Annotated in this window: 16 protein-coding genes; 4 read left to right on the plus strand and 12 right to left on the minus strand. The window is 63.1% G+C overall.

The features are described from left to right. Positions 1-25: 25 nt before the first annotated feature. From F3N42_RS04010 to F3N42_RS04025, 4 genes are all read right to left on the minus strand, one after another. Complete coding sequence (locus tag F3N42_RS04010; RefSeq protein ID WP_150863082.1) at positions 26-1,201, minus strand: hypothetical protein; 1,176 nt, start codon at positions 1,199-1,201, stop codon at positions 26-28. Beyond that, entirely contained in the window at positions 1,198-1,629 is a 432-nt protein-coding gene (locus tag F3N42_RS04015) for a hypothetical protein (protein WP_150863083.1), read from the minus strand. The genes F3N42_RS04010 and F3N42_RS04015 overlap by 4 nt, the downstream gene beginning before the upstream one ends. Positions 1,630-1,768: 139 nt before the next feature. After that, positions 1,769-3,859: a thioredoxin domain-containing protein gene (locus tag F3N42_RS04020; protein ID WP_191621223.1), complete on the minus strand. Its 2,091-nt coding sequence runs from the start codon at positions 3,857-3,859 to the stop codon at positions 1,769-1,771. Further along, entirely contained in the window at positions 3,834-6,911 is a 3,078-nt protein-coding gene (locus F3N42_RS04025; RefSeq protein WP_150863085.1) for a CRTAC1 family protein, read from the minus strand. Before F3N42_RS04025 ends, F3N42_RS04020 begins: the two co-directional genes overlap by 26 nt. A gap of 274 nt (positions 6,912-7,185) precedes the next feature. Between F3N42_RS04025 and F3N42_RS04030 the strand changes: the two genes are divergently transcribed. From F3N42_RS04030 to F3N42_RS04045, 4 genes are all read left to right on the plus strand, one after another. Next, the gene (locus F3N42_RS04030; RefSeq protein WP_150863086.1) at positions 7,186-8,541 is read left to right on the plus strand and encodes a hypothetical protein; all 1,356 of its coding nucleotides are present in this window, start codon (positions 7,186-7,188) and stop codon (positions 8,539-8,541) included. 247 nt (positions 8,542-8,788) lie between these two features. Continuing rightward, complete coding sequence (locus F3N42_RS04035) at positions 8,789-9,421, plus strand: 2OG-Fe dioxygenase family protein (protein WP_150863087.1); 633 nt, start codon at positions 8,789-8,791, stop codon at positions 9,419-9,421. A 12-nt stretch (positions 9,422-9,433) separates the two neighbouring features. After that, positions 9,434-10,702, plus strand: coding sequence for a cysteine desulfurase-like protein (locus F3N42_RS04040; RefSeq protein WP_224784681.1), 1,269 nt, complete (start codon positions 9,434-9,436; stop codon positions 10,700-10,702). Then, a complete protein-coding gene (locus tag F3N42_RS04045; RefSeq protein WP_150863088.1) occupies positions 10,699-11,166 on the plus strand; it encodes an Lrp/AsnC family transcriptional regulator in 468 nt (155 codons plus the stop codon). The genes F3N42_RS04040 and F3N42_RS04045 overlap by 4 nt, the downstream gene beginning before the upstream one ends. 76 nt (positions 11,167-11,242) lie before the next feature. Here F3N42_RS04045 and F3N42_RS04050 read toward each other — a convergent pair whose 3' ends face one another. The 8 genes from F3N42_RS04050 to F3N42_RS04085 all read right to left on the minus strand — a co-directional run bounded on the left by F3N42_RS04050 (position 11,243) and on the right by F3N42_RS04085 (position 23,248). Beyond that, entirely contained in the window at positions 11,243-15,094 is a 3,852-nt protein-coding gene (locus F3N42_RS04050) for a DUF11 domain-containing protein (RefSeq protein ID WP_191621224.1), read from the minus strand. Between the two features lie 404 nt (positions 15,095-15,498). Then, positions 15,499-16,560, minus strand: coding sequence for a BatD family protein (locus tag F3N42_RS04055; RefSeq protein ID WP_150863090.1), 1,062 nt, complete (start codon positions 16,558-16,560; stop codon positions 15,499-15,501). After that, complete coding sequence (locus tag F3N42_RS04060; RefSeq protein ID WP_150863091.1) at positions 16,557-17,237, minus strand: tetratricopeptide repeat protein; 681 nt, start codon at positions 17,235-17,237, stop codon at positions 16,557-16,559. Before F3N42_RS04060 ends, F3N42_RS04055 begins: the two co-directional genes overlap by 4 nt. Beyond that, positions 17,234-19,201 carry a VWA domain-containing protein gene (locus tag F3N42_RS04065; protein WP_150863092.1) on the minus strand — a complete coding sequence of 656 codons (1,968 nt, stop codon included), beginning with the start codon at positions 19,199-19,201 and terminating at the stop codon, positions 17,234-17,236. The genes F3N42_RS04060 and F3N42_RS04065 overlap by 4 nt, the downstream gene beginning before the upstream one ends. After that, the gene (locus tag F3N42_RS04070; RefSeq protein ID WP_150863093.1) at positions 19,195-19,701 is read right to left on the minus strand and encodes a DUF4381 domain-containing protein; all 507 of its coding nucleotides are present in this window, start codon (positions 19,699-19,701) and stop codon (positions 19,195-19,197) included. The genes F3N42_RS04065 and F3N42_RS04070 overlap by 7 nt, the downstream gene beginning before the upstream one ends. After that, positions 19,698-20,630, minus strand: coding sequence for a DUF58 domain-containing protein (locus F3N42_RS04075; RefSeq protein WP_150863094.1), 933 nt, complete (start codon positions 20,628-20,630; stop codon positions 19,698-19,700). Before F3N42_RS04075 ends, F3N42_RS04070 begins: the two co-directional genes overlap by 4 nt. Beyond that, positions 20,627-21,595 (minus strand): AAA family ATPase, encoded by a 969-nt coding sequence (locus F3N42_RS04080; RefSeq protein ID WP_150863095.1) that lies wholly within the window; start codon positions 21,593-21,595, stop codon positions 20,627-20,629. The genes F3N42_RS04075 and F3N42_RS04080 overlap by 4 nt, the downstream gene beginning before the upstream one ends. Before the next feature lie 132 nt (positions 21,596-21,727). Beyond that, the gene (locus tag F3N42_RS04085; protein ID WP_150863096.1) at positions 21,728-23,248 is read right to left on the minus strand and encodes an arylsulfatase; all 1,521 of its coding nucleotides are present in this window, start codon (positions 23,246-23,248) and stop codon (positions 21,728-21,730) included. Between the last annotated feature and the right edge of the window lie 110 nt (positions 23,249-23,358).

Here is a 23,358-nt window from a genome sequence, read left to right on the forward strand (position 1 = left end):
TGCCTTCTGAGAAAGGCGGCAGGCGCTATTGCTGCTTGAGCGCCGCCAGCTCCTTGCGGACTTCCTTCAGTTCGTTGTTGAGCTGCTCGATGTAGATGTGAGCCTTCTCCAGCTCTTCGAGCACACCGAACTGCAGCTGGACCACGTTCACGCCATTGGCTTCGTTCTCGGCCGCCGACGTCATGGCGGGAAGATGCTTCGCGGACCACATCTTCTCCGCATGCTCTTCAATGGTTTCCAGCCGGTAGTCGGGCTCGAACACGTAGTCCGGCGTGATGTCCGTGCCATTCACAACCAGGTTACCGTTGACTTCAACCGTGTCTCCGGCCGGGAAGCCGATACGCAAGAGGTTTTCCTGCGCAGACGGGTCGAACTTCAGCGCACCGGTCGTGGCGGCGCCGGGCTCCGGATCCACAGTGGAGAAGGTCAACCGACCGGTCACTGCGTTCTGCTTGAACACCCAGGTTGTGGCCGCGCTGGCGAACTCGAGCGAGGCATGATTGCCCACACCGGTCTGCTCGATACGCAGGTCGCCGTTGTAGACGTGCAGTCGCGTATCTGGCGTTGACGTGCCCACACCCACATTACCATCGGGGTTAATGTGCAGCGAGCTGGTCGGTGCGCCAGGGTTGATCCGGAACGGCAGCGTTGATCCATTGGTCACGTCACGAACGAAAAAGTTGGTCTCGTTGCCGGCCATGTCCCAGGTCTGGGGCGTAAAGCCTGAACTGCCATCCTGTTCCAGTCGGACTGTCGGGGTGTCACCGTCAACGACATGTACTTCCACGACAGGTGTGGCCGTACCCAGGCCTACCCGGCCGCCGTCATCGATAAACATGCTGTTGGCCGGAGCACCCGCCTCGACGGAGAAAAGCCGTCGGCCAGCCGAGGCATCCTCAATCGCAAACACGTTCGCGCCACCGTTATCACTGTCGTTCGCGATGAGACGCCAGTCGTTTGCCGGGAATGAAGCCGAGTTCGACGTATCGTCAAAGTGCAACCTGAGGTTGTTCTCCTTCAACCGAAGGGTATCGAAACCGAAATTCTCACCATTGACACAGTCCAGGCCGGTACAGGTCGAACCATCCACGATCAGGTCGTCGAGAATGACCTGGTCTGCAACGGCGACGCTGGCCGCCATCGCGGCGACGAGGGCACTGATAGCTGGAACCAGCCGGCGGGTTGATCGATGCGTGTTCATTTGAGGTCCCCCTTGTCTTCTGCTTCGCTGGCGTTGACGATCTCGCCGTTAACCACCCGGAAGGTGCCACTGACAGCTGCCAGTTCAGGCGCACCCGTGCTCACCAGGCCGCGAAGGTTGGCCGGGACTTCTGACGGCGACCGCTTGACCGCGGCGACCGGACGTACTTCGTAGCGGTAGAGGCCATCAGGCAAAGAGCGGTCGGCCACGTCCAGGAAAACCGGCTCGTTGGACGGGTAACGTTCCTTGGCCCGGGTGCCATCCGGTGCCACCAGGGTCACGTCCAGGTCGACATCAGCGCGTGAACTCTGAAGCATGATTCCGCCCAGGAATTCACTGGCTTCAACCTGGAAGTCGCTATCGGCGGAAGCCGCAACGACAGATCCGCTGGCGAGTGCCAGGCCCATACACAACAACATGCGTTTCATGTATTCCCCCCTGCCTTCCGTATGGAAGGTCTGTTTTTGGTTTTCCGAAATCCACCACCGGAACACCCGGCCATTGGGTTTCGCCCATTAGTGCAACAAGTATACTTTATTCTACGTCGTTCGCTGCCGCGCCATATCATCACCTACGGGCCGCACGAAGGACAAGCCGCTCCGGCGGCAGGCAAACCCGATCATTACAGGCCTGCACCCTCAGTACCACCTGCAACGCACGGCCCACATCAGCGCGTACCGGTAGGCGGACGGCACCACTCCACACATTCAGTGGCACCTCCGAAAAACTCGTTAACAGCTCCTCGCCGGCCGGCCATTCCGGCGCCAGCGGCCCCTGCTGCGACGTTAGCGTTGTTGGGATCAGGTGCGGCTCGTTGACGGTGGCGGCATTAACATGCCACCCGGGCTCCAGGTCCAGGTCCAGCCACCAACGGTTGTCCCCTTCCCCCGGCCGCAACCCAACGCGCCCGTGGCCGGAGGCCATGAATGCACGCTTACCCGGCACTTCGAGCTGACCTCGCAACATGCTGGCAAAGCTTGCGGCCTGCCCCTGGCGGATATTGGCTGTCGCCAACAGTCGCGTCTGCGCATTGGCGAAACGCACGTCTCTGAAATGATATCCAAAGGACTCGGCCAAGAAGGCCAGCGGTGCCGGCTGCTCCGTGTCGGCAGCCAGCGAGTCCGGGTATGGCAGGGAGTCGTCCTCCCTCGCATAACGCACCTCACCATCACGGATGAACTGTTCCAGCAGGACCTCGTCCAGCACCTGGGCCCGGGATTTCCAGCGCGGCTCCAGCGTTGCCAGGTAAAGACGCCAGTACGCCACCGAGAGGACCGCGTAATCGTCAAGAAAACCGGGCTGGCCTGGCATGCGCTCGACTTCACCGTCACTGACACTGGTTTCCCAGAGAACATCACCCAGGGCCCGCGCCTGGTCCGTCGCATCGGTAGCCAGCAGCGCCAGCAACCAAAGGCCATTCCAGGCGGTGACCGGGTGATCAATCACCCGCGGGGGGGCGTCCCGACGGTTGGCCAGGCGACCCGTCCAATCAGGGTCCGCCGAGGTGCCCAGCAGGTAGACCTGACCTGGCCCGGCTTCCACAGCCGAGACACCCGTTGGTAACAGGGCACCCTCGCTGGCCGGCCATCGATAGTAGCCACCTTCAACGCCGTCATGGTCGGCATCCACCGCGGCCGCAAAGCGCCCGTCCTCCATGGCCAGCGCGCCATTGACGAAGTCAACGATGTCATCAGCAAAATCACGGTAGCGCGCCTGCCCCAGCAAGTCCGCGGCGTCGATAAACAGCATCGCCGTCAACGCCTGGTTGTACAGCATCTTCTCGAAATGGGGCCGCGTCATCTCCCGGTCGGTGGTGTAGCGGAACACGCCGCCGAAGACCGGGTCCGCAAGCCCGCCGTACATCAGCGCATCGAGTTGCCTGGTCAGGAGCCCTTCTAGCTCGGGCGAAGGGTCGAGCTTGTAGCGGTCAAGCAGGAACGCCAGCTCGGTCTCATCGGGGAATTTTTCGGCCTGGCCAAAGCCACCGAATACCGTGTCGGCACGGGCACGCATTTGCGACTCCGCCTGGCTCATAAGCTCCGGCCAGTCTGGCGCGGCGGCAGGAGGTTCAGGCAGCGATGCCGGCTCCAGCAGGGTCGCCAGCAGCCCCGCCCGGCTATCCAGCTGTTCCGGCGCCTCGCGCCATTGTGCAGCCAGTCGATCCAGGGCGGTGAGCAATTCATCCCGGCCAAGATAGTTCGCCGCCAGCACCGGCCGCCGGTCCGGCAGCATGATCACCGTGATCGGCCAGCCCGTCTCGCCGTTAAGCGTCTGCACCACGCGCGAATACCAGCGGTCCACGTCCGGCTGCTGCTCGCGATCAACCTTGATGGAGATGAAATCCGCGTCCAGCACCGCGCCGACGTCAGCGTCGCTGAAGCTCTCCTTCTCCATGACGTGGCACCAGTGACAACTGGCGTAGCCAATCGACAGGAAGATGAGGCGGTTGTCATCGATTGCCCGGTCCAGCACCGAGGGCTGCCAGGTTTGCCAGTCGATGGGGTTGTCCGCGTGCTGGCGCAGGTAGGCCGAGGCCGAGTCCGCCAACGCGCTGGCCTCGCCCTCGTCGGCCACGGTGGCCAGGGGCATGACCAGCGCTGATAACCCCGCCAGCAGCAGCCCGCCGCCGCGCCTACGGAGAGATCTGGCTTTCGGCATGGGCAGGCGACATACGCACATCGTGGACCTGGCCGGCCTGCAGGCCCGTGACCACCTGCTTCTGTCCGTTTGGCCAGGTGATTTCGGCACTGACCGATGCGGCCTGGCCGATACCCGCGTGAATCGTACGCTCATGCACGGTCATGTAGCCTTCGCTGCCGTGGATCTCGCGCCACACGGTGGCGTCGTCGTTCAGCCTGAAGACCACCCGAGCGCCAATCGCATCGCGATTCACGCCCTGGGCCGGGTCGCCCTGCAGCCTCAACTTGACCCATTGGCCTGACAGGCGCTCGGCATTGTTGCGGTACACCTTTGCCTGGCCATGGTAGTTGTTGAGGACGATATCCAGGTCGCCGTCACCGTCGATGTCCAGGTAGGCGGCACTGCGCGAGTTGCCCAGCAGGTCCAGGCCGCTCTGGCCGGAGGCATTATTCAGTTTGCCGCCGCTGTTGACGAAGAAAACGTTGCTCTCCTCGGTATCCACCGGCAGGTAGGTCATACCGTCCGATGCCTCGCCCGGGTCGGCATAGGCATTCTTGGAACTGTAGAGGTTGTACTCGTTCATGCCATTGAGCACGTACAGGTCATCGTCGCCATCCAGGTCGGCGTCGAAAAAGCTCGCGCCCCAGGCCCAGCCGGTGGAGTTGTAACCCCGCCCGACCAGTTCGCGGCTGAGTGCATACCGCACCTGGCCGTCCTCATCGACCGAGGAGATAAACAGGTCGTTGGCCTCGACGACACGCAGGTGCGCCAGCTTTTCCAGGTTGAACTTCATCTGCATGTCTTCGTTGGGCAGGACGTATTTCTCGTCCTTGTTCATCGCCACGATATTGGAGATGTAGATATCAGGCACCAGGTCGGCATTCAGGTCGGCCATGCTGATATTCATCGTGTAGGACGGCTTGCCGGTGCCCAGGGTGGCGGTGATATCTTCGAATCGGCCATCACCGGTATTGCGATAGTAGGTATTGGTGCCGAAGTCGTTGCCAGAAACCAGGTCCTGCCAGCCATCACCATCGATATCGGTGTGGGTGACGGACTGGCCCCAGCCGGTATCCCCGACTCCGGCCTCGACTTCCTCGAAGCGCAGGGCGCCGGTGTTCCGGAACAGCTTGTCCGGCAGGCCGTTGCTGTTCCGGCGCGCCAGTGTCGGCAGCTCGCCGCGCAGGTAATCACCGAAATACTGGATGTAGATATCCAGCAGGCCGTCGTTGTCGAAGTCGAAGACCGTGGCTGGACCGCCCACCAGGTCCGCCCCGCCCAGGCCGGCACTGTCGGTGACATCCTCGAAGCTACCATCACCACGATTGCGGTAGACCCGGTGCGGGTCGTTGACATAGGTGACGATGATGTCCTGCCAGCCGTCGTTGTCGAGGTCAGCGATCAGTGGTTGCCGCGGTTCGCCCGGCTGGTTGTCCTGCGGGCGTGTGAATACCAGGCCAGCCGCCGTGGTCACGTCCTCGAAGCCTTCGGTACCGTGATTCAGGTACAGGCGGTTACCCAGGCCGCTCAGCAGCAGCACATCGGCGTCGCCATCGTTATCGACATCACCCGCAGCCACACCGGAGCCACCGAACGCCGGCGGAATGGTAATGATCCCGGTGGTTTCATCGCGCTGCAGGTAGCTGCGCAGCAGGCGGTTTAGCCAGTCTGAAGAGCGGTGCATGAAATCAATCCCGGAGGCCCCGGTCACATCCGTGAACCAGGTCGTACCCGCGGTTGGCTCGGCGATCTCGTCATCCGCGGAGCGCAGTGCGGCCACGCGCTCGGCCGGCAGTTGTTCCCCCGCCACGGTGGCGTCCACCTTGGCCTGGATGTTGGCCATACCGGCCTCCAGCAGTTCCAGGGACAAACGCTCTTCGCCGCGGCGGGCGCCTTCCAGTCCGGCCTCACGGAGCATCAGCACGCCCATCTGCGCAACGTTCTCGGCCAGCAGTTCGGCAGCGAAGGGGTCAACATCCAGGTAGCGCGTCACTTCGTCGCTGTCGATGGCGTGCCCCAGGTACAACCAGTGCACGCCGCTGTCGCGGAAGGCGTCCAGGTCGTAGGCCTCGATGGGCACATTGCCAACAGCGAGGTTGGGGAAATAGACGACATCTTCGTATTCGTTCACTTCAAACGGCGTGAAGTGCTCGACGAACCGTGCCACGTCGGCCTCACGGATCAACGCGTGATCGTTGGCCAGGGCAACATCGAGTACACCGTTATAGAGGTCCGCCGCGTAGCCCACCAGCGCGGTAATGAAACCATCCCGGAACGCCGCTTCTTCTTCCTCGGTCGTGGGCCAGCTCAGGCGCGCGAAATAGACCTGCATATTGCGCATGAATAATGGATTGGAGACCGCGTTGTAGCGCGCGTATGCCTCCACCTTTTCGGTGATGATGCGGTCCAGCGTGACAGGCCGGGTATCCATCGCCGTCACGACTCCGGCCGGCACCGTTTCCGCCGGCACTTCACGGTACAGCGCCAGCCAGGCGCGATTCAGGTTTGCGCCGGTGATCTCGTACTCATTGTGGGCGCGGGCATAGGCGTCGGCCTCCTTGAGCAGGGCCAGCGCCGCCAGGTCCAGCCGATCCTTGAAGGCAGCCACGGCATCCTGGTCGAGCGCGGCCAGTGGCTCCGCATCGGGATCGACCAGGGCGTCCTGCTGCGCCCCCAGGATGGCCCGCAGCGAATAGGCCACGGTGCCGTAGTGGCGGAAATCCGTTGCATCAATGGTCAGCGCGGCACCACTGGGGAAGGTCAATACCGTATCGCCATTGGCCTCTTTACCGTAGCCCATGACCTTGTCGAAACTGGCAGTAATTTCCGCCCGGGTCAGCGATGACTTGCCGTTGCCGGCGTCGCGCCAGATGGCGTCCGCCAGGCGCTTTTGCAGGTCGTTTTTCTGGAACCGCGCGGCATCACTGAGTGGGGTGCCATACATGAAGTCTTCAAGCCGGGACGCCGTGGCGTAGCACTTGGGATCTCGGTTCCCCTCGAGTTCGCCAATGTTGGCAATAATCTGGTCAAGGCTCTGGGCGTAAACCGAGGTCACTGGCAGACCTAACATGGCACAGGCTATAACGCCTGAAAGAATCGTCCTGGTTTGCATAAGTCCTTTCCCCCCTGGGTGTTTGGATGCAGGCCGTTCACAGGGCCGCCCGGACATCTTAGGCAAACACCCTGACAACGTCCAACATGCCGCAAATGGCAAAAAATTCTACGACAACTGCAAGGCGCAGTGGCCCGATTAATCAACTTTATCGGGGAATTTCAGTACTTTTCCTGCTTATATCGTTATGTCGCCCACATCGCGACGACAACATCAATGAGGGGGAAACATTATGAACCGTTCCATTTTAAGCGGCATTGCCACCGGAGCATTGCTATTCATTTCAACGTCAGCCATTTCCGAAACGCTCTCCGAAGAAGAGTTTCGAAAGGCCGCCCTGCCGGGCACCGTGGCTGACCTTCCCGGTGACCCGGAGATCGCAGAATTCCGCGTCTTGCTGCAGGACTGGGCCAGCGAAATGCAGCGGAACTTCGCACCCGGACAGGACCTGGCGGGCAAGTTCACCACCATGAGTGATGACCACGTCATGCTCTTCATGACGGCCTTGCCGGACCGCTCGGGCTTCGAAGCCGACTTGGGCGATATCATCACGCGCTTGCAGGACCAGGGGTTATCGGACAAATCAAAAGCCCCCGCCGGAGGCGCGTCGACGATGAGCATGAGCGAATGGCCGTTCGACCCTGACTACCCGCCTAATTCAGGCCCCTACAACACCACGATCCTGAGCGCGGTCACACCACTGGGCGGCGCGCAGACCGACCGTTGTGACGCTGGCGAATGGGGCGACTACTTCGGCGTCTGGAAGCAGGCCCGAGATGCCTACGACGTGGCCGACACGGCCTGCACGATCGGCGGGTGCGACCCGACCGGCGTCGGCTGCGCCATCGCCTGTGGGGTGGTCGAGGCTATTCGTTTGGGGGTGACGATCGCCAAGATTCCGCTGGAAGCTTGCGACGTACACCAGGCCGCTATCGACGGCGCGGAAATCGAGGCGACGTTCGAAAACGTCAAACATATCCACGGTGACGTTGACGATCTCGACGCCGACGTCGCCAATCTGGACGCCGACCTGGCGGCCCATGACGCGAACATCGACGGCGACCTGGTCGCTCATAACGCGACCCTGGTGGCGCATGATGTGCACATCAACGCCGACCTGGAGGCGCACGACGCGCATATCGATGCCGACCTGGCCGCCCACGACGCCCATATCGACGCCGACCTTGCCGCCCACGACGCGCATATCGACGCCGATCTGGCACAGCATGACAGCGACATTAAGGGATTGCTGGGCACGGTGCAGTCCACGCTGGATGACAAGGTGGAGTTCCGGCGAGTGCACATCCAGGTCCTGGAACTGGTGAACAAGAAGCGTTACCTGGTGCGCACCAGTGAACACGGCACGCCGGTATCAGTCGAGTTTCTGGCCATCGAAGTTTTCGACGATAAATCAGCCTCGTTTAGCGCCATCGGCAGCGCGACCGCAACCGAGATCGAACCCGGCCTGTACGACCTGGATATCAAGACCCAGGGCAAAGTGTTCCGGTTAAAGGTCAAACACGATGACAACGTCGATCATTTCGGTGAAATCATCTTCCACCACGGCTCGGTCGACTCCAATAGCTGACCGGTTACGCAATGAGTAACACCCCGTCCGCTGGGCGGGGTGTTGCTTCCCAGGTCGCGCAATCCACCCTGACACACCACCTGGTTGAATCATTTATCTACATTTTTCAATAATGGTAGATTCATAATCCTCATTTACCCTCTTGACGTGAATTTTTGAGAAGTTATTTCACCAGTTACTCGGTAGAATAGTATTCATCCAACACTCGGTTAATCCGGTTTTTCTTTTCGACCGACCAGAGGACCACATGAATCACCGTTCCGCCGATTTCCTGCTCGAACTGGGACAACTTCCCGAAGACTGTGTCACCACCCTGGCACCTTCGTTCGAACTGCTGCCCCCCAGCCCCTACGCCGACGGCGACTTCCGGCTGCGCTCGTTTTCGCATTTCCTGTTTGACGGCGTGCGGCCGCAGCGACTGCCCACCAAGGCCTTTGTCCAGGACGGTGAGATCAATACGTTCCAGGGCGGTGTTGAGCGCTACTATCCGGAAATCGATGACGCCGTGGTTGACAGCGAGGCGTTTGCCGAAATGTTCCGCCGCTTTCGCGCAATGACGGGGATGGATGCATCGTCACCCATCGAAGTTCACCAGATGCGCATCCTGGCCGGCCGCGCAAAAGCCACCGAAGCCGCACCCGAAGGCGTCCACCAGGACGGCTTCCGCCACCTGGCCGTGTTCGTTATCGAACGACGGAACATCCGTGGTGGCGAAATTCGTGTCCACACCGGGCGCGATGAGGCGCCCTTTGTCAGTCACCCCTTCGATCATGGTGAATTCGTAGTGTTGAATGACAAACGTTTCTGGCACAGCGCCGGCGCCATGGAGGCGGCCAATGACGACGATGCCTACATGGACCTGTTCGTCCTGACCGCCTGAGGTGGGACCGCCATGACCCTGGATCTCGATGCCGTTCGCGGACAGTTCCCCGCCCTGGGTGATGAAGCCCATTCACCGCCGCTGATACTTGACGGCCCAGGTGGCGCGCAGGTGCCCCGCCAGGTCGCGGACGCAATCGCCGATTACCTGCTCCAGGGCACGGCGAACCTGGGTGGCGCCTTCAGTACCAGCATTAACACGGGGCGGTTGGTGGCTACGGCCAGGCGCGCAGCGGCGGACCTGCTGGGGGCTGGTGACGACGAGATCGTTTTCGGCCCTAACGCCACGAGCCTCTTGTTCAGTGCCAGCCGCGCACTGTCCCGTGAATGGCAGGCCGGTGACAATGTTGTGATCACCGCGCTGGATCACGAAGCCAACATTTCCCCCTGGCGGCTTGCCGCCCGGGACCGTGATGTCGAAGTTCGCCAGGCGCGGGTTAACCGCGCCGATGGCACACTGGATATTGACCACCTGTTCAGCCTGCTGGATGCACGCACACGAATGGTCGCCCTGACGGCGGCATCCAACGTGACCGGCAGCATGGTCGACGTCAAGCGGGTCTGCCAGCATGTCCGCGAGCGCTCGGACGCCCTGACCTGTATCGACGCGGTGCATTACGCCCCGCATGGGTCAGTGAATGTCGAACGCCTGGGTTGCGATCTCCTGGTGACCTCGGCGTACAAATATTTTGGCCCGCACATTGGGGTCCTGTTCGGACGGCGTGAAGTACTCGCTGGCCAAACCCCCTACAAGGTCGCACCAGCAAAAGACGTCAACCCCAATCGCTGGGAAACCGGCACGCAGAACTTCGAAGGCATGGCAGGTTTTGTAGCGACCATCGACTACCTTGCCGGACTGGGTCACCAATACGATGCACCGGGTGCTGACCGGCGCGAACTGCTGGAAACAGCCTTCGAGCGCATCGGTTGTCATGAATTGGCACTCACGAAACGTTTCCTGCAATTGGCCGCACAGCGTCCCAGCATCAGGGTTCACGGTATTACGGACCCGGCCCGCGCCCACCAACGCACGCCAACGTTCGCGTTGACGATGGACCGCGCATCACCGCGCGAACTGGCAACGTGGCTGGGAGAGCACGATGTCCGCATCGGTGATGGCAACTTCTACGCGCCCAGCCTGTACAAGCAGCTGAAGGTGGCGGCAGACACCGGTGTACTCCGCGCCGGGTTCATGCACTACCACCGCCTCGACGAGGTTGACCGTTTCTTCCGCGTTCTGGACACTCACCCTTCACTGGCCAATGGATCATCGCCACGATGAGCGAAGAACTCGACGCGATTGATCGCAAATTGCTGAAGTTGCTGCAGCAGGACGCAACCCAGTCGGCGACCGAACTGGCCGACCGCGTTGGCCTGTCACAATCGCCCTGCTGGCGTCGCATCAATCGTCTTCAGCAAGACGGCTACGTTACCGGCAAGGTCGCCCTGCTCGATCGTCACCGGCTGGGTCTCGGCGTCGTGGTGTTCGTCAACATTAAGTTGTCCTCGCACGGCCGCGGCCTGCTGGCCGAATTTGAAGAGGCCATCGTAAATTTCCCGGAAGTCGTCGAATGCTGGACCGTGTCAGGCTCCATGGACTACACCCTGCGAGTGGTCACCCACGACATTGATGCCTACGAGTTATTCCTGCGCGAGAAACTGCTGCAGCTCCCACATATTCTCGAGGCGCAGAGCAGCATCACCATGACCGAGGTCAAGAACACGACCGAACTACCACTCGACTAGCCTACCTGAGAAGAGCGGAACACCCACCACCCGCGGATGCCGGATGATGGGTGCCCACAGGGCGTGCGACTGTCACTCAGTCGCGACGGATCGCCCAGCCACCCAGGATGAGCAGGTTGATGACCAGCAGGCACATTGCCACCGGCGTCATCACCGGGATATTCTCGAGTTGCGGCAGCTCGTCTGCGCTGGCTACCACCTGGGTGCTCGACGTAGACGAGTTGTCGCTTTCGTCCGGATCCTCGTCGGGTGAGGACACCACCGCCGTGTTTCTCAGTACGCCGGTCACCGTGGTGACACCTTCAATCTCCACGATGGCCGAAGACCGGAACTCGATGGTGCCCAGCTCGCAGGTCACCCGCTGGCCGGCCACGGAGCAACTGCCCCGGTTGGTGCTGACCGTGGTGATCATGAAGCTGTCGGGCAGGTCGTCGGTCACGGTGACATCGGTCGCCGCTTCCGGCCCGCGATTGGTCACGACCAGGAAGTAGGTCAGCGCGTCGCCGACAACCACGGCCGACGGCCGGCTGAGCTTGGCCATACGCAGGTCTGCCCCGGTCGGGGGACCGGCGGGTGGCGGACCCACCACCACCGTGGTGGTCGAGTCGTTGTCATCCTCGTCCGGGTCATTGGAGCCAGAAGACACCGCCGCCGTGTTATCCAGCTGGCCGGCTTCTTCGGCCGTGACGACCAGCGTGATGATCGCGCCCATGCCCGCGGGCAAGGTACCCAGGTCGCAGGTCACGACCGGTGCCACGTGCTGGCAACTGCCGCTGGTCGTGCTCATGGACACAAAGCTCGCCGAGGCAGACAGCGTGTCGGTCACCATGACGTTGGGCGCATCCTCCGGACCGGTATTGGCCACCTGGATGCTGTAGGTCACGTTCTCGCCCACGTCCACCTGGGGCCGGTCGGCCGTCTTCTCGATCGACAGGTCGGATGTTGTCTCGGCTGGCTCGACGGTTGTCGTAACCGTGTCGCTGTTGTCGTCGGGGTTCGGGTCATTGCTGGCGGCATTGACCGACGCCGTGTTCGACAACTCACCCGCCACCTGCGGCACCACCATGATGGTGGCCGTAGCGCTGGCGCCGTTGGCGATTGTGCCCAGGGCGCAACTGACCGTACCGGCGCTATGCTGGCAACTGCCCTGGCTGGCGCTGGCCGACTGGAAGGTGACATCACCGGACAGCATGTCAGTCACGCTGACATCCGGTGCGTCATCGGGGCCGGCGTTGCTCACCGTCAGCGTGTACGTCAGCGTGTCGCCGACGGTCACGGGATCGGGCGAGGCCGACTTGCTGACCGACAGGTCAGACGTCGAGTCCGCGGCCTCTACCGTGGTCATCACGGTGGCGCTGTTGTCATCCAGGTTCGGGTCTTCATTGCCGCCCGTCACCGAGGCCGTGTTGGCGACTTGGCCGGCCGCCTGCGGCACCACGGTGACCGTGATGGTCGCGCTGCCGCCACTGGCCAGCGCGCCCAGGGTGCAGGACACGGTGCCATTGCTGTGCTGGCAGCTGCCCTGGCTGGGTGAGACAGACTGGAAGGTCACATCATCTGCGAGCAGGTCCGAAAGGTTCACGTCGGGCGCCTCGTCCGGGCCGCCGTTGGTCACCGTGATCGTGTAGGTCAGCACCTCGCCCACGGTCACCGGGTCCGGGCTCGCCACGGTGCTCACGGCCAGGTCGGATGAACTGCTGGCCGCGTCGACCGTCGTCGTAATGGTGACGCTGTTGTCGTCCGGGTTCGGGTCGTCGGCTCCGGAATTCACCGCAGCGGTGTTTGAGAGCTCTCCGGCCACTTGTGGAATCACCACGATGGTGACCGTCGCACTGGCGCTGTTGGCCACGGTGCCGAGGGCGCAACTGACGGTACCGGCATTGTGCTGGCAACTGCCCTGGCTGGCGGCGACAGACTGGAAGGTCACATTGGCCGACAGCATGTCGGAGACGTTCACGTCGGGCGCGTCATCGGGGCCGCCGTTGCTGACCATGATCGTGTAGGTCAGCATCTCACCCACCGTCACCGGATCGGGGTTGGCCGACTTGCTGATGGCCAGGTCCGAAGTTGCGGTCGCCTCTTCCACCGTGGTCATGATGGTGACGCTGTTGTCACCCGGGTTCGGGTCATCCGCGCCCGAGTCGACCGAGGCCGTGTTGGACAGCTGGCCCGCTACCTGCGGCACCACCATGATGGTGGCCGTGGCGCTGGCACCATTGGTGATCATGCCAAAGGCGCAACTGACCGTGCCGGCGTTGTGCTGGCAACTACCCTGGCTGGCGGCGGCCGACTGGAATGTGACATCGCCCGACAACATGTCGGTCATGTTCACGTCTGGCGCATCGTCCGGACCACCGTTGCTGACGGTGACCGTGTAGGTCAGTGTCGCGCCCACGGTCACAGGATCCGGGTTGGCCGACTTGCTGATCGACAGGTCCGAGTTAGGGGTTGCCGCCTCGACCGTCGTCATGATCGTGACGCTGTTGTCGTCCGGGTTCGGGTCATCCGCGCCCGAGTCCACCGAGGCCGTGTTGGACAGTTGGCCCGCCACCTGCGGCACCACCATGATGGTGGCCGTGGCGCTGGCGCCGTTGGCGATGGTGCCAAAGTCACAACTGACGGTGCCGGCGTTGTGCTGGCAACTGCCCTGGCTGGCGCTGGCCGATTGGAACGTCACATCACCCGACAACATATCGGTCATGCTAACGTCTGGTGCGTCATCCGGGCCGCCGTTGCTGACGGTAACCGTGTAGGTCAGCACTTCACCCACGGTCACCGGATCCGGGTTGGCCGACTTGCTGATCGACAGGTCCGAGTTCGGAATCGCCGCATTAACTGTCGTGGTTTCCGACGCCGAGTTGTTGGACGTATCCGGGTCGGCCGCCGATGTCGTCACCGTGGCTCCATTAGTGATCATCCCGGCCGACTGCGGTGTCACCACGATGGTAATCCCGGTGCTTGCGGCGCCGGCCAGCGACCCCAGGTCGCAGTCAACGACACCGGCATTGTGCTGGCAGCTGCCCTGGTCGGGTGTGGCGGATACGAAGTCCACGCCCGCGGGCAGCAGGTCGGACACCAGGACCGCACCGGCCTCATCAGGGCCATTGTTGGACACGGTCAGGGTGTAAGTCAGGGATTCACCCTCGGTCACCGGGTCCGGCATGTCGGTCATGGTGATGGCGAGGTCAGCCAGGTCGCAGTCCGCACTGGCGGTCGACTGGCCGATGATGATCTCGGCATCCAGGCCCAGGCCCAGGCCGATGTCCAGGCCGCTGGCGACGACCCGAATCGCGTTGACGGTGATCGATGAACTGGTCACGCCGTCACCGCCAACAACCTGCTCGTTAAGAATCACCATGATGTCGACGATGTCGCCGCCGCCGATATCGACATCGCCGGCAAGCAGGATGGTGTTGGGCGCGGGCGTGGCCTGCACCAGGCCATCGATCCCGACAGCACTGGCCACGGTGCCTGACAGCACTGCGTTCTCCAACAGGGTCGCCCCGGACGGCGCCAGTGCGCCACACGAGCCACCGATGCTGGCCGTCGAACCGATGGTGTCCGCATCTAGCCCCAGCAAAAGGGTCAGGCCAAGAAGAATGTCACTGCCCAGGTTGAGGTCAACACCGTTGACGGTTGAACTGGAGTCTACGTAGGGTGACACGTCACCCTCGGTCGTGACTTCGAGCAGGCCGGTTTCCAGGATGGTCAACAGGTCCGTGCCCAGTATCGAGGCGATACTGGCGCCGACACTGACGCTGGCCAGGCTGTCCGACTCATCAAAGGCCGGCGCAGCCTGCCCCGTCACGGATGGGATCGGCCCGCTGGTGACCACGACATCGGGCAGCAGGGGAACGGAAACGGTGACTTCAACCGACTCACCGAATGCGGAGCCGTCGCTGTCGTTGGCCGACGCGTGCGTGGGCACGAGCAATGCCAACAACAATGTGAGGATAAAAAAGCACTCAATAGTGTGCCGGGCTATTGATTGTGCGGGCCGAGTAACCAGGGCCTGGCAGCCCTGCAGACAATTCCTGAATTCCATTTGACCATCCCTCCGTCGCGTGTCCGGGTTACCGAACCGCATCAGGAGTGGCCTGAGCGGCCCTAACCCAGTGAAGAGCTCCGATGGAGTGGCAGACGCCTTGCAAAAACGCTGTCACCCCCCCAGGGAAGCGTTCTCCATTTCAAAATACGCTTATCCATAAGCGTTGTCTATACATACGGATTTAGGGTGAATTTAGAATCATTTTTGCAGCATAAATAAAGACGAAACACGTAACACCCTGGTCAGGCTCATGTTTTTTTGCGGGCCTTTCCGACCCGCAAAAATCAGCGACGACGGTGTGTGACGGGGTTGAGCGGCGACAGGTGTACCGGCCGTAGTGGCTGGCTCCACCGGGTCAACCCTACTCTCGCATTCGGGCTGAGCAGAATGGCAATCAAGCCGAGGGCCAGCAGCGACACCAGGACGAGAAAAACCTGGACGGCCCGGGGCAACGAAACCCAGGTTGAGACGATTGAAGTTTCACCCGCATTCGCCCCTGGCGAAGTCGGTGCCAGGGCAGGATTTGCAATGACCGACACGGCCTGGGCTTCGAAGGTATGCGTTTTCAGCGTGTTCGAGTCCAGGTCAAACCAGGTCAGCTGTGCCGCCGGAATGACGAACTGCCCGGGCCGCTCGAAGACATACGTCACCTGGTCGACACTCTCGCCGCGCATCACGCCCCGCTCGGCCTGGTCGCGCACCTGGTGTTTCGGATAGATTCCGATGCCGTCTATCGCCTGGGTTGGCAACTGTGGAAACAGCATCCCCGGCACGTCCGCTGCGCTGAACGTGACGGTCCGCTTGAGGGCATCGCCGGCCTTGACCGGGTCCGCCCCCGGCTGGGGATCCCAGGTGTCGCTGATATCCAGCCCCCGGGCACTGATGACCGTGCCCAGGCCTTCGGCACCGGGGGGTATCCTGACCGAAATCGGCAGGGCCTGCGTGGTCAGGGTCGCCGGTTCACCATCCTTGTCCAGCGGGTTGCGTTTGAACGATACCCGTACCGTAAATGCCGGAACACCGCTGGCATCGTTGCGGATGGCCCATGCCGGCAGTTCATGGCGTTGCACCGTGTAGCTGTTGCCATCAATGGCCTCGCTGCTGACCAGGGGGTGAGTCTGCGGCGGCATCAGCAGTACGCCGCTGGGATCCGGCAGGTCAAAGGCCGAAGCGCTGGCAAAATACCCTGGCACGAGCAGTTCGACGACCACGGTGATGCGCTCGCCTACCCAGAACGGCCCTTCGGACTTCAGCTGGGTTCGAACCAGGGCGTCCTGGCCCTGGGCCGGCGACGCGCTCAACACCATGGCGATGAGCGCAAGGGCAGCGATGCACCGGGACATCATGGCGATTCACCCTGCCCTTCCGGCGTCGCCGGTGCGGTATCGGACCGGGCTGCCTGGTAGGCAAACTTCGCGCGCAGGAAATCGGCCGGTGTGGTCTGGACGCGACGCAGCCAGGAGGCACGCAGCGCTTCGTCGGACATCGGGTCCCCGTTCATTTCCTGCGGATCACCCTTCTTGTCGTCCCCCTGTTGCTGGTCGACGACGGTCTGGTCGGGGTCGTAGGCCCCGGCGGACTCCTGGTCGCGATTGGCACCGGCGTCATCGATCACCTTCTTGCGCGCGATGGCCAGGGCCTTGTTGTCCTCGGCCTCCTGCCACCCCGGCCTGAAGCCCAGTGCGCGGTCATAGGCGTCGATTGCCTCTTCATAGGCGCCGTGCATGAGCAGGGCGTTGCCACGGTCGTAGGCACCGGTAGCGCCGGGTACCCGGGCAAAGGTCTGCACCGCTTCCTTGAAATCGCCGTTGCGATACTGCGCCACGCCGATCGACCAGGGGTCGGTATAGGCCTCAGCCGCTTCCCCGTACTGTTTAGCGGCCATCAGCCGGTCGCCATGGCGCTCCGGTTTCATCCAGAAACCGGGCACAGCCCAGCTGCCATAAGCCAGGCCGGCAACGACCACCACGCCCAGCAGCATGAGCAGCCTGCGGCGGTTCAGCACATGGCCTGCACCGCTCATGCAACCGTCCTTGCCGCGGGCACCAGCCAGCCGCGCCGGAAAAATGGCAGCAACGCGAGCGCAATCAGCGGGGTCAGCCAGTAACCTGACTCCGCCCAGCGGGTATCGCCATCGGCACCGGTGACGTTCGCGAACCGGGCCGCGCGGGCCACCGCCTGGACATCGGAATCATCGGCGGTGAGTGACACGATTTCAGCGCGTGCCGGGCGCGCAGCCGCACGCAGCGCGTCCTGTTCGTCACCTGGCAACAGCATGGTCCACAGGCGCAGGTCAGTACCCGAACCGCCCCGCCAGTCGGCCAGCGCCGCGGCCTGCTCCTGGGCCACGCCATCGGTCATCCAGACGATGGATCCGCCACCGGCCGCGGCCAGCGCGGAATCGGCCAGCGCCAGGGCCTCGGCGGCCACGTCACCGCTCACCGGCATGATGTCAGGCGACAGCGAGCCGGCGAAACTGTCGATGATGCCGCCATCGCGGGTGGCCGGCATCACCAGGTGGGCCGAGCCGGCATAGGCGACAAGAGCGGTGCGGGCGTTGCCGCGCTGTTGCAGCAGGTCGTGGATTTTCTGCGTGGCGCGCTCCAGCCGACTGGGCTGGACGTCTTCGGTGATCATCGAAGGCGTGACCCTGACGACAATGGCTAGCGCCGCGGTATCGTCGGCAAAGGGGGATGGCTCATGCTTCCAGGTCGGCCCGGCAATGGCCAGGATGGCCAGTAGCCACGCCAGCCCCAGCCACTCCAGCGGGCCAAAACGACGGGCTTTTTCCTGCCCGCCCAGCAGGTGCTCCAACAGGTGCGGGGCGACGATGCCCCGCCAGGCCTGGCGGCCGTCGGCGTGACGACGTAACCGCCACCACAGCCAGGCGACCGGCAGCAGCAACAGCAGCCATTCAGGACGGATAAAGTGAAATGCAAGCGGCGCGGCCAGCAGCATCGGCGAGGCGGCCACCAGCGTCGCGCCGCCAGGCCCTTCGTCCGGTTGGCCGCGGCCAGCCATCATCTGCCGGACCACGCCCAGGCCCATGTAGAGCATCGACAACCCCAGCGCGGCCGCCAGCGCCCACCAGTAAACATCACGCCTGGGGCGGTGGGACTGGGTCTGCACCTTGCGGGTTTCCAGCGCATCGAGCTGGTCATAGATCGCTTCGAGCTGCTGACGGTCCGCCGCGTGTGAATAGATGCCGCCCGTGCTTGAGGCCACCCGCTGCAGCGTGACTTCATCCAGCGCGTCTTCGCCGGCGGCCTTCGGGTCCCCGACGGCCACGGTATGGATGACGATCCCCTTGTCATGGGCGATCTGCGCGGCTTTTTCCGGCGGCACCTGGCTGGCTGTGTCGTTGCCGTCGGTCAGCGCAATCAGCACTTTCTCGTCCACGCTGCTGCGATCGAACACGTTGATCGCCAGGCCCAGCGCGTCGCCGAACGCAGTCTGCGGCCCGGCCATGCGCACCTGGGCCTCGTCCAGCAGTTCGCGCACCACGTCCAGGTCCTCGGTGAACGGCGCCTGTACAAAAGCGGCGCTGCCGAAGAAGATCAGCCCAACACGGTCACCCTGGCGGCGGGCCAGGAAACCATCCAGCACCTGCTTGACGGCCGCCAGCCGGTCAACGGATTGACCCTGGGCGTCGGTGAAATCCTGGGTCGCCATGGAGCCCGACAGGTCCACCGCCAGGAGCATGTCGCGGACCGGAATATCCCGGCTGACCGGTGGCTCAATGACCTGCGGGCGTGCGATGGCGACCACCACGCAGGCCCAGCACCCCCACAGCACCAGCCAACGCGCCAGCGTGCCGCGGGACACGGTCGCACCGGCCGAAGGCTGCTGGCCCAACAAGCGCGCCAGGCGCCCCAGGAAGGGCACCACAAGCCCCTGGCGCGAGGTCCTGTAAGGCGGCACCAGCCACCAGACCAGCGCCGGCAGGGGCAACAGCAGCAGCCACCACGGCAGCGCCAACGTCAGCATGGCCGGTGGTCCCTGATCCAGGCGCGTGCCTGGGCGAACAGTTCGGCAGGCACCGCGGCCGTTGGGTTCGCGGTGTCGCGACCAGCGGCCGTGGAATACAGCAACGCATCAAACTGCTCACCCAACCCCTGGCTGAATTGGGTTCCGGCCGCCTCGTCCAGGAACCGGAACCATTCCGGGCCGGTCAGCGCCGCGACATCAGGACGGTGATAGGCGGTCAATGCGGTGCGTTTGAGCAGGTCAGACAGCGCCAGCGCCGTGGCCGGCACATGATCTGAACCCGACTGCGCCCGCTCGATCCTGGCCAACTCCGCCAGCGCTTCGCGCCGATAATGGTTCTGCTGCCAACGGATAAACCACTTCAACGCCAGCACCAGGACGCCGATGGTGACCAGTGCAAACACCACCTGCCAGCCGGGCGCCGGCGGCCAGAACGGCGCCGGCGGCGGCACCACCAGGTCGTGCAGCCGGTCCAGGCTGGTGGGTGAAGCGTCGTTCAAAGCCGCCCTCCCAGGCGCCGGCGCACCTGCTCGGCGACATCATCGACGGTGTTGAGCGGGATGACTGGTGTCTCCCGGTGCAGCAGGAATTCACGCCCATCGGCACGGCCATCCTCGAACTCGCGGGTGAAACGCTCACGCAGCCGCTTCTGCGCCGTGTCGACTTCCAGCTGGCCATCGGCATCGCCAAAAACCAGCCGGCCGGCGGCAGGCAGCTCGGACTCCAGAGGATCAAAGACGAAACCGAACAGTACATCATTGTGACGGGCGATGCGGGTGAGCAGCCGCCGGCTTTCTTCATCCTGCCCGGTGCCGTCACTGATGATGCACACCAGCACATCGTGACGCGCCAGGCGGTCACAGCGCCGTAAAACTTCGTTGAACATGCCCGGGTTGGAACGGATACCGGCATTGACGGACAGGGCCTGGTTCATGTTCACCACCGCATCCAGCAGCCGCATGACGGCACCCTGGCTGCGATGGGGACGGACCTCGACGACCTCGCTGTCGTTGAACACCAGCGCGCCCACCTCGTCCTGCTGGTCGAGCACACGCCAGGCAGCCACAGCGGCCGCCTCCGCCGCGGTCACGGATTTCATGCGCTTCTGGCTACCAAAAAACATGTTGATGCGCTGGTCGACCAGCAGCAACGTGGTCCGCTCGCGCTCCTCGGTGTACACCCGCGAATGGGTCTGGCGCGTGCGCGCGGTGACCTTCCAGTCGATCTGGCGGATGTCGTCACCCGGCTGGTAGCGACGGATTTCCTCGAAATTCAGGCCGCGCCCACGCAGCCTGGACGCGTGCCGGCCAGCCAGCATTGAATGGATTGGCTGGCTGGGCAGGAAGCTGAACCCCTGGGCGCGGTGACGCATGGCCACCAGGTCGGCCAGGCTGACATGGACCCCGGCGGCTTTGGCCTCCGGCTTCATGCCACCGCGACTTGCGCCAGCACTTCGTCGAGCACCTGGTCCCTGGTCACGCCGTCCGCTTCGGCCTCGTAGCTGAGGATGATGCGGTGCCTAAGACAGGCATGGGTCACTGCCTGCACGTCGGCCGGCGTGACCGCATCGCGCCCGGCCAGCCAAGCGCAGGCCCGCGACGCCCGGTCCAGGGCCAGGGTGCCACGCGGGCTGGCGCCCACCTTGATCCAGCCGGCCAGCGGCGAATCGGCAAAATCACCCGGGCGGCGAGTGGCCGCAACCAGCGCCACGAGGTAGCGCTCAATGGACTCGGATACCGTGATTGCGAGGACTTCACGACGGGCGTCGAGCACGGCCTGCTCGGGCACCACGCCGGCCTCGCCGGTAGCATGGCCGGCATCCTCGCCGCGTACCAGGCGAAGGATCTTGCGCTCGTCATCGTCGCTGGCGTAGTCGACAAAAACATGCAGCAGGAACCGGTCCATCTGCGCCTCGGGCAACGGGTACGTGCCCTCCTGCTCGATCGGGTTCTGCGTGGCCAGCACCAGGAACAGCTCCGGCAGCGCGTGGGTCTTTCCGGCCACCGTCACCTGGCGCTCTTCCATGGCTTCCAGCAGCGCCGCCTGGGCCTTTGCCGGCGCACGGTTGATTTCATCCGCCAACACCAGGTTGCCGAAGATCGGCCCGGGCTGGAACTGGAACTTGTCACCCTCGGCCTCGGCCACGTAGATCTCGGTGCCGGTAATGTCACTGGGCAACAGGTCTGGCGTGAACTGGATGCGGCGGAACTCGCTCTCCAGGTTTTTAGCCAGCGTCTTGATGGTGCGTGTCTTGGCCAGGCCCGGCAGGCCCTCCAGCAACAGGTGGCCGTTGGCCAGCAGCGCGTACAGCAACTGGTCGATAACGGCCTCCTGGCCGATGACGGCCTGGGACAGGCGCGATTTCAGGTCAAGGACCTGGTCACGGTTGCTCATAATTACTTCACTCCTTAGGCCCAAATACGAAAACGGACGGAAAGCGCGCTTGCTTCCCGCCCGTATCGCATTCTTGCAAAACCGCCCTTCGAAACCGGGTGCGAGGCACTCGCCCCGCGCCCGGCCTGGTCCTTACTGGTTCGGCGTGGACTGCAAACTCTGCAGTACCTTATCGATACTCAGCGACCCACCCGTGGTCGGCGGGAACTCCTCGAACGTCGCCAGGAACTCGGAAACGAGGGCCTGCGCCGGCACGAAGGTCCACATCTGGTCAGCGTAAAAATGCCGTACGTATAGCGCCGAATCCGGGCTGACCTCGTAGGGGTCCATTCGCAGGTTAATGATCAGGGGCCAGCTGGGCGTCTTGCGGAACGCGGTGTTGATCGCGCCCTCCATATACGTCCAGTGCAGCTTCCAGTCGTTGTAGCGCAGTGCGTTCAGGTTACCGGCCGCGTCGAAGTAGAAAATCTCCTTGCGCGCGCCTTCGCCCTCACCGCTCAACAAGGCAGTCTGGTCATAGCCGTCCAGGTGTGCCTTGAAGGTCTTGCCCGCTGCGCGGTGGCCTTTGAGCAGCTTCTCTTTCACGTCTGGTTCGCCAGCCGCTGCGAGCAGCGTCGGCATCCAGTCCTCGTGAGAGAAAATATCGTTGATGACCGTGCCGGGCTCAACCGTACCGGGCCAGCGAACCATCTGCGGGACGCGGAAACCGCCTTCCCAGGTGGTGCCTTTCTCGCCGCGGAACGGCGTTGTGCCACCGTCCGGCCAGGTGAATTTCTCCGCGCCATTGTCGGTACTGAACACGACGATGGTGTTGTCGGCGATGCCCAACTCGTCGAGCTTGGCCAGCAGCTCACCGACATCATCGTCCAGTTGCTTCATGCCGTCGGCGTAGAGGCCGTAACCCGTCGTGCCCTTGTACTCCGGTGGCAGGTGCGTCCAGACGTGCATGCGGGTCGAGTTGTGCCAGACGAAGAATGGCTTGCCGGCCTCGTGAGCACGTTCGATGAAGTCCAGGCTGGCGGCCAGGAATTCGTCGTCGACAGTTTCCATGCGCTTGCTGTTCAGCGGCCCGGTGTCCTCGATGCGGCCATCGGCGTAGCTATGCAGCACGCCGCGCGGGCCGAACTTCTTCTTGAACTCCGGATCTTTCGGGTAGAACTCGCTCTCGGGCTCCTCTTCCGCGTTGAGGTGATAGAGGTTGCCGAAGAACTCGTCGAAACCGTGGTTGGTCGGCAGGTGCTCATCCCGATCACCCAGGTGGTTCTTGCCGAACTGTCCGGACATGTAGCCGTGCGGTTCCAGCAATTCTGCGATGGTTGGGTCTTTCGGCAGGATGCCCTGCTTCGCACCCGGCATACCGATGGTCAACAGCCCGGTACGAAACGGGTGCTGGCCCAGGATGAACGAGGCACGGCCAGCGGTGCAGCTCTGCTGGGCGTAGGAGTCGGTGAACAACGCGCCCTGCTCGGCGATACTGTCGATGTTCGGCGTGCTGCCGCCCATCATGCCGCGGTGGTAAGCGCTGATGTTCATTACACCAACGTCATCACCCCAGATCACCAGGATGTTGGGTTTGTCCTGGGCGGAGACCGCCATGGACGCGATCAGTAAAACGGCGGCAGCCGGAAGCTGCCATAACTTTAGCCTTGTCATCGTGGTTTCCTCCTCCAGAACCGGGTGATGAACCCCTGAGTATAGCGAAACGCCGTTTCAATAAGGTGTAACGGACTTAAAAAATGGCGGAAGTCGGAGCTTCCGCCATT

This window comes from Marinihelvus fidelis (assembly GCF_008725655.1).
GTDB classification, from domain to species: Bacteria; Pseudomonadota; Gammaproteobacteria; order Xanthomonadales; family SZUA-36; genus Marinihelvus; species Marinihelvus fidelis.

Excerpts from the sequence above, each read along its gene's own strand:
- F3N42_RS04010 (WP_150863082.1), bottom strand. The coding sequence starts at position 1,201 with ATGAACACGCATCGATCAACCCGCCGGCTGGTTCCAGCTATCAGTGCC.
- F3N42_RS04015 (WP_150863083.1), bottom strand. The coding sequence starts at position 1,629 with ATGAAACGCATGTTGTTGTGTATGGGCCTGGCACTCGCCAGCGGATCT.
- F3N42_RS04020 (WP_191621223.1), bottom strand. The coding sequence starts at position 3,859 with ATGCCGAAAGCCAGATCTCTCCGTAGGCGCGGCGGCGGGCTGCTGCTG.
- F3N42_RS04025 (WP_150863085.1), bottom strand. The coding sequence starts at position 6,911 with ATGTTAGGTCTGCCAGTGACCTCGGTTTACGCCCAGAGCCTTGACCAG.
- F3N42_RS04030 (WP_150863086.1), top strand. The coding sequence starts at position 7,186 with ATGAACCGTTCCATTTTAAGCGGCATTGCCACCGGAGCATTGCTATTC.
- F3N42_RS04035 (WP_150863087.1), top strand. The coding sequence starts at position 8,789 with ATGAATCACCGTTCCGCCGATTTCCTGCTCGAACTGGGACAACTTCCC.
- F3N42_RS04040 (WP_224784681.1), top strand. The coding sequence starts at position 9,434 with ATGACCCTGGATCTCGATGCCGTTCGCGGACAGTTCCCCGCCCTGGGT.
- F3N42_RS04045 (WP_150863088.1), top strand. The coding sequence starts at position 10,699 with ATGAGCGAAGAACTCGACGCGATTGATCGCAAATTGCTGAAGTTGCTG.
- F3N42_RS04055 (WP_150863090.1), bottom strand. The coding sequence starts at position 16,560 with ATGATGTCCCGGTGCATCGCTGCCCTTGCGCTCATCGCCATGGTGTTG.
- F3N42_RS04060 (WP_150863091.1), bottom strand. The coding sequence starts at position 17,237 with ATGAGCGGTGCAGGCCATGTGCTGAACCGCCGCAGGCTGCTCATGCTG.
- F3N42_RS04065 (WP_150863092.1), bottom strand. The coding sequence starts at position 19,201 with ATGCTGACGTTGGCGCTGCCGTGGTGGCTGCTGCTGTTGCCCCTGCCG.
- F3N42_RS04075 (WP_150863094.1), bottom strand. The coding sequence starts at position 20,630 with ATGAAGCCGGAGGCCAAAGCCGCCGGGGTCCATGTCAGCCTGGCCGAC.
- F3N42_RS04080 (WP_150863095.1), bottom strand. The coding sequence starts at position 21,595 with ATGAGCAACCGTGACCAGGTCCTTGACCTGAAATCGCGCCTGTCCCAG.
- F3N42_RS04085 (WP_150863096.1), bottom strand. The coding sequence starts at position 23,248 with ATGACAAGGCTAAAGTTATGGCAGCTTCCGGCTGCCGCCGTTTTACTG.